Source organism: aff. Roholtiella sp. LEGE 12411, from assembly GCF_015206995.1.
GTDB lineage: Bacteria > Cyanobacteriota > Cyanobacteriia > Cyanobacteriales > Nostocaceae > Komarekiella.
On sequence record NZ_JADEXR010000053.1, the window covers coordinates 23566 to 34044 of the forward strand.

6 protein-coding genes are annotated in these 10479 nt (G+C 44.8%); 2 read left to right on the forward strand and 4 right to left on the reverse strand.

Annotated elements, in window-relative coordinates; translation table 11 throughout:
- Positions 1-7: 7 nt before the first annotated feature.
- Positions 8-3994: a magnesium chelatase subunit H gene (locus IQ246_RS14095; protein WP_194003988.1), complete on the reverse strand. Its 3987-nt coding sequence runs from the start codon at positions 3992-3994 to the stop codon at positions 8-10.
- 298 nt (positions 3995-4292) lie between these two features.
- On the opposite strand from IQ246_RS14095, the gene IQ246_RS14100 reads away from it, so the two are divergent.
- The gene (locus tag IQ246_RS14100; protein WP_194003989.1) at positions 4293-5558 is read left to right on the forward strand and encodes a lipid-A-disaccharide synthase; all 1266 of its coding nucleotides are present in this window, start codon (positions 4293-4295) and stop codon (positions 5556-5558) included.
- Positions 5559-5666: 108 nt separating this feature from the next.
- Here the strand turns inward: IQ246_RS14100 and IQ246_RS14105 are convergent, their stop codons facing one another.
- Positions 5667-6053, reverse strand: a complete 387-nt coding sequence (locus IQ246_RS14105; protein WP_194003990.1) for a hypothetical protein — start codon at positions 6051-6053, stop codon at positions 5667-5669.
- Between the two features lie 175 nt (positions 6054-6228).
- Positions 6229-8118 (reverse strand): ATP-dependent zinc metalloprotease FtsH, encoded by a 1890-nt coding sequence (gene ftsH, locus IQ246_RS14110; protein WP_194003991.1) that lies wholly within the window; start codon positions 8116-8118, stop codon positions 6229-6231.
- Between the two features lie 413 nt (positions 8119-8531).
- On the opposite strand from ftsH, the gene IQ246_RS14115 reads away from it, so the two are divergent.
- A complete protein-coding gene (locus IQ246_RS14115) occupies positions 8532-9077 on the forward strand; it encodes an NADPH-dependent FMN reductase (RefSeq protein WP_194003992.1) in 546 nt (181 codons plus the stop codon).
- Between the two features lie 56 nt (positions 9078-9133).
- Here the strand turns inward: IQ246_RS14115 and IQ246_RS14120 are convergent, their stop codons facing one another.
- Entirely contained in the window at positions 9134-10249 is a 1116-nt protein-coding gene (locus IQ246_RS14120; RefSeq protein ID WP_194003993.1) for a ferrochelatase, read from the reverse strand.
- Positions 10250-10479: the final 230 nt, after the last annotated feature.

Genomic DNA, 10479 nt, shown 5'->3' on the forward strand with positions numbered 1-10479 from the left:
TTAGGGATTATTCTATCCCTTCAATCCGATCTTCAACCTCTTGGTACAATTCGCGCAGACGATCTAAATTATCCTCGCTAGTCTCCCAATAACCGCGTCCATTCATTTCCAACAAAGTTGATACAATCTTGCGGAAAGAATGGGGATTGAGGTTCAACAATCGTTTTTGCATTTCTTCATCTTTGATGAAGGTTTCGTTAGTATCCTCATAAATCCAGTTATCCACAGCGCCGGCTGTCGCACTCCAACCAGTTGTATTCACTAACCGCTTGGAGAGTTCGCGCACACCTTCGTAACCGTGAGATAACATTCCCTCGTACCACTTGGGATTTAATAATTTGGTACGCGCATCTAAGCGCACGGTTTCTGATAATGTCCGCACTTGGGCATTAGCTGTAGTTGTGTCTGCAATGTAAGATGATGGTTTTTTACCATCACCACGCAGACTTGCAACTAACTTGGTGGGATCGGAATCAAAGTAATGAGAAACGTCCGTTAAACTAATCTCCGAAGAATCCAGGTTTTGGAAAGTTGCATCAGCAGTTTTCAAAGTACTTTCAAAAATCTGCCGGGATTCATCCATAATTCCGGGGTTATCGGAATTGAAGGAGAAGGATTTGCGGTTGAGATACATTTCCTGCAACTCGGCTTCGCTGTCCCAAGTGCTGTTTTCTACCGCCAAGTTGATATTTGACGAGTAGGAACCAGAAGCGTTGGAGAAAACGCGAGTCGCTGCTTGACGCAGATTAATCCCCATATCCTCAGCTTGTTTCAAAGCGTGTTTGCGAACAAAGTTCATTTCTAAGGGTTCATCCGCCTCAGCTGCCATCTTCACGCCTTGGTCTAGCAGGTTCATTTGGTTGATGAACAAGTCGCGGAACACTCCAGAACAGTTGATTACCACATCAATTCTGGGGCGTCCCAACTCTTCTAAAGATATCAATTCCAATTTGTTCACCCGTCCCAAGGCATCGGGAACTGGGCGGACGCCCACCATCCACATAATTTGTGCCAGGGATTCGCCGTAAGTTTTGATGTTATCGGTTCCCCAGAGGACACAGGCGATGGTTTCTGGCCATTTTCCTTCGTTTTCTGCCTTGTTACGTGCCAAAAGCCTGTCTACGACGATTTTAGCTGATTGGACTGCTGCTGTTGTGGGGATGGATTGCGGATCGAGTGCATGGATATTCTTACCTGTGGGCAATACATCCGGGTTGCGGATGGGATCGCCACCAGGGCCAGGTAGGATGTACTCACCTTCCAAGCCTCTGAGTAATGCTCCTAGTTCGTTGTCGGCACAAACTTGTTGCAGACAGAATTCCAAATACTCAAGTAGGGGTTTTAGAGCTGTGGTGTCAACTTTGGGATAACCTGCTTTATGCAATGCTTCCACCCAAGGTTCCTTTTTGCCCATGTTGAAGAAATTCAACCGCGAAACCAGAGAAACTCGTCCTTCGGCGTCGATTTGCTCTTGGACAAGGGCGGTAACTGCTGCACGGGTTGCTAGGGTGATATCTTGCAATAACTGGACATCTTCTAAAATGCCTCTGTCATTACTTTGATAAATATCATCAATGTTACGCCCAATGCTGTTAGCGATAATTCCCGGTAAGCCTTGAAGTCCTTCTTCTTGACGATCTAGACTAGCAATATTTACCAGAGTTGCGATCGCTTCTTCTGCACTCGGAGGTTTCCCAATGACGTGCAACCCACAAGGCAACAACCTAGACTCGATTTCCATCAACTTGCGGTAGACGTTGCCAACAATATTATCGCGATCGTCGGTACTCATATCTCTGGCATCGGTTTCTGGCAGATTGATATCCTTATCCAGATTCACGATCCGGCATTTATCCATGATGCTGTTAACAATGGAAACACCGCGTCCACTATCTTTCAAGGTTTGGTAGGAAGCAATTAACTCGCTGAGTTCCTTCAAACCTTTATACAAACCAGCATTTTCTGCCGGCGGTGTCAAGTAGGAAATTGTTTCGGCATAACTCCGGCGTTTGGCAATTGTTGCCTCACTGGGATTATTGGCGGCGTAGTAATACAGGTTGGGAATTGAGCCAATTAAGTTATCTGGATAACAATCACCAGACATCCCCATCTGTTTACCTGGCATAAATTCCAAGGAACCGTGTGTACCAAAGTGGAGTACAGCGTCAGCTTGCCAAACTTGCTCTAGGTAAGTGTAGTAGGCAGCAAAACCGTGGTGAGGACTAGCTGAACGGGAGAATAATAACCGCATCGGGTCGCCTTCGTAACCAAATGTGGGTTGGACACCGATGAAGACGTTACCAAATTGCTTACCATAAATCAGCAGATTTTGCCCATCACTGTTGAGATGTCCGGGAGGTGGGCCCCAGTTTTCTTCTAGGCGTTGAGAGTAAGGGGTTAGCGCCTCATACTCAGGAACCGACATTTTGTAAGCAACGTTCAGTTCTGGGCTATTGTACTGGGCTTGAGCGTCATGGATGACTTCTTGCATCAACGCTTCGGCTGATTCTGGCAATTCTGGTAAATCGTAGCCGTTATTTTTGAGGGCTTTCATCACCTCGTAGATGGAACCGAATACATCCAAGTAAGCGGCGGTTCCGACGTTGCCTTTATCTGGCGGGAAACTGAAAACGGTGATGGCAACTTTTTTATCCAGTTTTGGCTTGCGGCGGAGGTTAGCCCATTTTAAGGCGCGTTCGGCGACAGCTTCCACCCGATCGCGCAGGGCGATCGCTTTGCCGGTAGTCCCATCTCTACCTGATAAAATTATCGGCTCAATTGCCCCATCCAATTCGGGGATCGCAATTTGCAAAGCAACTTGAATGGGATGTAAACCCAAATCGCTATCCATCCACTCTTCTGTGGTTTGGAATACTAAGGGCAACGCCACCATGTAAGGACGATTTAAGCGCTTGAGTGACTCAATTGCTTTGGGATGGTCTTGTCTAGCTGGCCCACCCACTAAAGCAAAACCAGTCAGCGATACCACAGCATCTACTAACTGCGTGTTGGTATTTGGTTCGTAGAAGTAAGCATCCACAGGCTTGGAGAAATCCAAACCACCAGCAAACACAGGAAGTACCCGTGCGCCTAATGCTTCCAACTCCTGAACCATCGCCACATAATGGGCATCATCCCCTGTAACTAGGTGGGTGCGTTGCAATACTAACCCGACACAAGGAGCTAGGGGATCTTTAAGATCACTAGAAATATCCTTACGAGCTGTATACCAATTGAGGTATTCTCTGACATCTTCAAACATATTGGGAGCCAAAGGATGCCAAATCCCTAAATCGGGATAAACCACCGGCTGTTGATATGTAGAAGGTGCAAAATTTTGTTTCTCTAAACCTTTAAATACATATTTATCAGCTAGCATCAGCAAAAAGTTTTCCAGATTTTCTGGAGAACCACCTAGCCAATACTGAAAACTGAGCATGAAATTTCGGGCATCCTGTGCCTTGTCCATTGGCAGGAATTTCAGCACTTGCGGCAGGGTTCGCAAAAGCTTCAGCATTCCATCCTGGAATCCCGCGCCGGATTTTTCTTTGCGTTTCCGCATGAATTGGGCGATCGCACTTTTTGACTGACCCAATTGTGCTAAGGAAAAGCTGCCCATTTTACTCAGGCGCATGACTTCTGGCATTGAGGGAAACACAACGGAAACATCCAGGCGATCGCGGTGTGGTTCTACTGCTGCTACTACTTTCTGTGCTAAGTCTTCGATGAAAATGAGGGAAGCGATGAAGATATTCGCACTCTCAATTTCTCGTTTGAACTCCTCGTAGTTCTCTGGGTCGCGGAGTTCCTCAATCAAGTACCCGCTGATTTCAATCGCCAAGTTGGGATTGTTCGCGTTAATCGTGCGAACTGCTTGCGACAATGCACTCTGGTACTGTGACTCAAGCACGACATAGACCACCTTAATTAAATTACGTCCGCGCAGGTTATCAGGCGCAATGTGTCTAATGGTGGACTTGACGTGGGTGAACATGCTTCTTAGGCTCCTTTGATGCGCGTTCTCTACTGGAAGTTCTTAGTGGCTGATGCTGCCACAAGTGACTTATTCTCTTCGGCAATATGAACTTTTTATCAGAAAACACTTACCCACTGGTGATTTTGTCGTCTATATGACACAAATCGATATAAAAAAAGCAACATTTATTAACGCATATTGACAATTAATAGAAGTAGTTGCTTTAGTTCATGTAACCAAAATGTAATATATGGGCATGGGGCATTGGGGATGGGGCATGGGGAACTTTTGACTTTTGACTTTTGACTCTTGACTAATGACTAACCAACCATCTGATATTTTGATTCTCTCAAACGGCCCTGGTGAGGTAACGACTTGGGTACGCCCGGTGGTCAGGGCGTTGCGGCAAAAGTTGGGTGATGACCTGATCAGGATTTCTGTGGTGTTATCGCCTTGTCCAAATGCCAGTGGTAAAGAAGCAGCGATCGCCCTTTCTTATCCAGAAGTAGATAGAGTCCAGGGAGCAGAGCATTTTTGGCAATTTTTGCTTTGGGGAAAAACATTTGATAATTGGGACTGGAGAAGTCACGGTGTAGTTGTTTTCCTCGGCGGCGATCAAATTTTCCCAGTAGTGATCGGCAAAAAACTGGGATATAAAACAGTTGTTTACGCAGAATGGGAAGCCCGTTGGCATAACTTGATTGACCGATTTACAGTCATGAAACCCGAAGTTGCTGACCGCATCCACCAAAAATATGCTCACAAAATTACTGTTGTGGGAGACTTGATGCTAGAAACTAGTAGTCATTCGTCCTTAGCAAAAAACAAAGGACAAATGACAAATGACAAAGCCCAAAAAACTGATTTAATTGGCATTTTACCTGGATCAAAAGCAGCAAAATTAGCTCAAGGAGTGCCATTAACTTTAGCAATTGCTGAATATATCTATGCAAAAAGACCCCAAACTAAGTTTGCGATCGCCGTCGCCCCGACTTTGGATTTACCAACTTTAGCTAGTTTTGCCGATCCTCAAGAAAACCCTTTTGTGAGCATATTCGGCAGTTCGCCGGCAGTTTTAATGGAGTTCGAGGATACTATTCTCAAAACATCAACAGGCTTATGCTTGGAATTGTGGCAAGAAACACCTGCCCATAACTTATTATCTTGCTGTAGTATGTGCTTAACTACAGTGGGGGCAAACACTGCCGAACTCGGTTCTTTAGCTGTGCCGATGATTGTTTTGCTCCCAACGCAACAACTAGATGCCATGCGCTCTTGGGATGGATTACCAGGGTTATTGGCAAATTTGCCGGGAGTGGGTTCTACTTTTGCCAAAGTGATTAACTGGCTGTTCCTGAGACGCAAAGGTCTATTAGCATGGCCGAATATCTGGGCACAGGAAGAGATTGTGCCAGAACTTGTGGGCAAACTTCAACCCCAAGAAATAGGGGAAATGGTTTTAGATTTTTTGGCTCATCCAGAAAAATTGGACGATATGCGAGCCAAGCTACGTAGCATCCGTGGTGAAAGCGGAGCAGCCCAGAAGATAGCACAGATTGTTTGCGAGGAACTTGGGAAGTAGAGAAACAGGGGAAGCAGGGGGAGCAAGGGAAGAGAAGATTAATGGCCTTTGACCCTTGACCCTTGACCCTTGACCCTTGACTAATGACTAATGACTAATGACTAATGACTAATCCAAAGATTGCCCATCCCTGCGCCCAAGTTCATAAATGCCAGCGCTCATACAAGCTAATATACCTGTACTAATTCCCCAGCTATCACCTAGACTAATTTCCAGACCCCAGTTAAATAAAGCGCCGACTATCAAGAAAGGCACAATGCTAAATATTGAAGCGTAAAAAGCGTTTTGGGATTCTCTGGCGTTACGAGTTTTTTCAAATTCTGATTGGCTGGTGTAGAGCGATCGCTCGGCAAAGTTAAACCAGCGGTTTAGTTGCTTAATTACCCATTCACTCGCTGGGGAAAAAGCTAAATATAGCGCCAATGACCACAAACTCGCTCCAGCGATCGCGATCGTGTCCAACTCAAAACTGAAAGGTAAAATTTCGGTCAGCATAGCTTGGGTGCGTCCTGCAAATGGTCGATTTTTTATCGATACTCAATCGACCCCTTAAGCAATTTTAACTAATTTAGCAGAAGTCCCACATCTCACTTTTAGGAGTGTGGGACGCCATTCGCCTGCGACGGGAAACCCGTCTGTTGCGCTAGCTCATGAACCTCTTGACTAATTACTAACGAGATACAGCCAATTTCTCATCGACTACCTGGGTATTTTCAACAACAATTTTGCGGAATAGTTCGCCCTCAATTGTCTCCTGTTCGATTAACAAATCTACTAAACGTTCCAAAAGTGTGCGGTGTTCTTGCAAGAATTCTTTCGCTTTTATGTAAGAACTATTGACAATTTCACGTACTTGGGAATCAATCTTGGAGGCAATTTCCTCAGAATATTCTGATTTATTCATCCAGTCGCGTCCTAAAAATACCTCTCCAGTCTGATTTTCTAGGGACAATGGGCCTAATTCAGACATCCCGAACCGTGTCACCATCTGCCGCGCCATCCCTGTCACCTGTTGCAAGTCATTACCTGCACCTGTGGTCACTTCTGGCTTACCAAAAACAATTTCCTCGGCAGCCCGACCGCCCAAAGTTGCAGTAATCCTGGCTTTGAGTTGGGAACGAGAAACTAATCCTTGTTCTTCGTTAGGAGTAAACCAAGTTAATCCCAGCGCTTGTCCCCGTGGGATGAGCGTGACTTTCTGCACAGGGTCATGGTCTTTGAGCAATGTACCTACTAAGGCGTGTCCAACTTCGTGGTAAGCAATCAAGCGCTTGTTTTTGCTATCTACTAAGGCTGTGCCTTCCATCCCTGCGACTACCCGATCCACAGCATTATCAATTTCCAGGATAGTTACAGCTTCTTTGCGCCTTCTGGCGGTGAGAATGGCAGCTTCGTTGAGTAAGTTGGCTAAATCTGCCCCGGTAAAACCAGGAGTGCGGCGAGCGATCGCTTCTAATGACACACTAGGATCGATTTTCTTATTCCGCGCGTGGACTTTTAAAATGTCCAGCCGTCCTTTAAGATCCGGTGCATCCACAATTACTTGCCGGTCAAAGCGTCCTGGTCTGAGTAGTGCTGTATCTAGTACATCTGGGCGGTTGGTGGCAGCAATAATAATGATGCCAGTATTGCCTTCAAACCCATCCATTTCAGTCAGCAGTTGGTTGAGGGTTTGTTCGCGCTCATCATTACCGCCACCGATACCAGCACCCCGCTGGCGTCCTACAGCGTCAATTTCATCGATAAATATTAGACAAGGAGCGTTATCTTTAGCTTTCTTAAACAGATCGCGCACACGGGATGCACCGACACCAACAAACATTTCCACAAATTCCGAACCGGAAATGCTGAAGAAGGGTACACCTGCTTCTCCAGCGATCGCTTTTGCAAGCAATGTTTTACCTGTACCAGGGGGGCCGACTAATAGCACTCCTTTGGGAATACGTGCCCCAACAGCGGTAAATCTTTCTGGTTGTTTGAGAAAAGTGACGACTTCTTCGAGTTCTTCTTTAGCTTCTTCAACTCCTGCGACATCTTCAAACTTCACTCCAGTTTTTGCCTCCATTTGGAAGCGTGCTTTGGATTTGCCAAAGTTCATTGCTTGGCTAGAAGCGTTAGTAGAGCGGCGGAGGAACAATAACATTAAAGCTACTAGTGGCAAAATCCACATGAGGTTGATCAACAGCCCAACAGCAGCTCTACTGTTAGCAGAGGAAACCTCACCAAAATCAACATTCCTTTCTTTAAGTATGTTAATTAACTCTGTATTTTGCGCTAAAAGTCTTACCTGTAGAGGTTGTGCATCTGGCTTTTGCCCCTGTAGATACACCCTTGCTATTTGTTCGGTTTCGTCTAACTCTACTTTTTTGACTTCTCCTTGCTTGGCTTTTCTAATCAACTCGCCATAATTTAGAGAGTCGCGCTCTGCTTTTTGTGCAAATGCAGGAGCACCCCCAAACATACCTGGCAACATGATCAAACTGGCTGCTAGCGCACCAGCCCAAGCAAGGCGTTTTGGTGAACGCTGTTTTATCAATGCTTTTTTTTCCAAATTAGTCATAATAATTACCTTTTGTCTGATGGCATAAGCTGAGGGCTGGTTTTATGCCTATTCTTCTAGCAAAAATTGCAATAACTGGAAATTACAGTTTTCTTATCTAGTCTAACTTCCATACAAAACCATTCCCAAATCTCTCTCGGCTTTGCCTAAACTCAAGCAGTTCGGATGAATCTACTCCTCAGTAGGATGACAAGCAAGCCAGCCTAGTATACCAATCATTATTAGGTTGGGTATTTAGTAACTATTGTGACAAAATTTTTCCTTCCTATTCGCCTCATCGTTCATCATAAAATTTTTCAGTGGATTGTAATTTGACATATTACGACACAAATCGCTAATATAAGCATAATCATAATGACTTCGTTTATTAAAAATCTGGTAATAGTATCTAGTTAGTAGTTTGTAGGTTAATTATGGTAAGAATTGTTGGTATTGGTGGTAGTTTAAGACCCAACTCCTATACTCAGATCGCTTTGCAAGTTGCAGCGCAACGTGTAGAAGCCCTGGGTGCGGAGATAGAAATTCTCGATTTGCGGCAGTTACAGCTACCGTTTTGCAATGGTGAAAAAGAGTATGTAGAGTACCCAGATGTTCAGCGGTTACGAAATGCCGTTAGTCGCGCCGATGGGTTAATTTTAGCGACACCTGAGTATCATGGGGGCGTTAGTGGTGTTCTCAAAAATGCCCTAGATTTGATGAGCTTTGAGGAACTATCTGATAAAGTGACCGGACTGATTAGCGTGTTGGGAGGTCAGTCTAATAGCAACGCCCTGAATGAATTACGGCTAATTGTCCGCTGGGTGCATGGCTGGGTGATTCCAGAACAAATTGCCATAGGACAAGCTTGGGGTGCTTTCAATCCTGAAGGCAAGTTGCTGGATGAAAAACTTTCTCAACGATTTGATCAATTCGCTCAGAGTTTAGTTGACAACACTCGCAAACTGCGGGATGTTGCTTGAGAATTAGCGACCAGGAGTAAGGAGCTATAAGTTATTAACTCCTTACTCCTAACTTTTTAATGATGGTGATGATGATGATTTGCAGTTAACTGAGGGTTAACAGCCATCGCTACCTCATTTTTCAGCTCGCCAATATGAGCATTTGCCCATTCAGCAGCCATCGCTAAAAATTCCGGATGGTCGTTAACACAAGCCATTTGCACATAGTTCACATCAGAATGCTTTTTATCCAAAGCGTGAATGATGTGATGTACATCCAATAGAGTTTCGTGATTTTCTGTCGCAAAACCAATTGGCATAAATATGACTACTTTTGCACCCAATTGAATAAGGTTATTAGCAGCTTGCTCTGCATTTGGCACTGTCCATTCAATTAAGGGTGTATCGTGATTGAGCCAACCCACTGAGATTAAAGGATAACGGTTAATTAATTTATCACGTACCAAGTCGTATAGTGCCTGACTTTCGGTAATCCCAGAGGTGAATCCTTTGGCTTTGTGCGGACAGCCGTGATTCATTAACACAATGCCAATTTGAGAAGGTAGATAGGCTGCTGCTAAATCAGCAGTAATTTTCTCTTCAACCAAATGAGCCATCAAATCGATGTAAGCTGGTTCGTTGAAGAAAGAAGGAATGTAACGCTGTGCTTTAACCCAGTGTTCTTCACCATCGCTCAACTCAGTTAGAGCATTGTTAACTTGCTCGATCGCAATACCACTGGTAAAAATTGAATCAACAACTAACAGTGGGTAAATTAAAATTTTGTCAAAGCCTTGGTTTTTAATTTCTGCTAAGACTTGATTGGGTAAGAAGGGGGCACAGAAGTTGAAGGCTTTGAAGACTTGGACATCATCACCCCACTTTGCTTGTAGATTCTTCTCGATCCCAGCGCGTTGCTGTTCAAAGATGGCGTTATGTGGGGAAATAAAATCATGATGTGTATGTCCCCACTCATGCCGATCAAATAATGCTAAAAGCTTTGCCAGAGGGGGATAAACCCAGGTTGGTACTGGCGCAAATTTTGCTGTTAGTAGATTTAAAGCTTGTTCGTTATAGTTGGCGAAATCTTCGTAGCTTTCGACTTCGCCGTAGCCCATAAGCAATACGGCTACACGGTCTTGACCTGATAGATGCTCGTGGGTGTGTTGTACTTTTTCCGGCGTGGCAACCACAATTAGTTCCTCAATATAACCAGAGTGCAGAGAATATAGGGAATAGTTTGCACATTTTCCCTACTTGTAACTTATTATCCCATCCAGGGGGATAGGATAGGTGGGAAAATCAAGATAATACATCAAAAGACATAAAAAACTTACGTGGGGCATTGGGCATTGGGCATTGGGCATTGGGCATTGGGCATTGGGCATTGGGCATTGGGCATTGGGCATTGGGCATTGGGCAT

Bases quoted from the DNA above. Each gene is read 5' to 3' on its own strand.
- IQ246_RS14115 (WP_194003992.1), top strand. From the start codon at position 8,532: ATGGTAAGAATTGTTGGTATTGGTGGTAGTTTAAGACCCAACTCCTAT.
- IQ246_RS14100 (WP_194003989.1), top strand. From the start codon at position 4,293: ATGACTAACCAACCATCTGATATTTTGATTCTCTCAAACGGCCCTGGT.
- IQ246_RS14095 (WP_194003988.1), bottom strand. From the start codon at position 3,994: ATGTTCACCCACGTCAAGTCCACCATTAGACACATTGCGCCTGATAAC.
- ftsH (WP_194003991.1), bottom strand. From the start codon at position 8,118: ATGACTAATTTGGAAAAAAAAGCATTGATAAAACAGCGTTCACCAAAA.
- IQ246_RS14105 (WP_194003990.1), bottom strand. From the start codon at position 6,053: ATGCTGACCGAAATTTTACCTTTCAGTTTTGAGTTGGACACGATCGCG.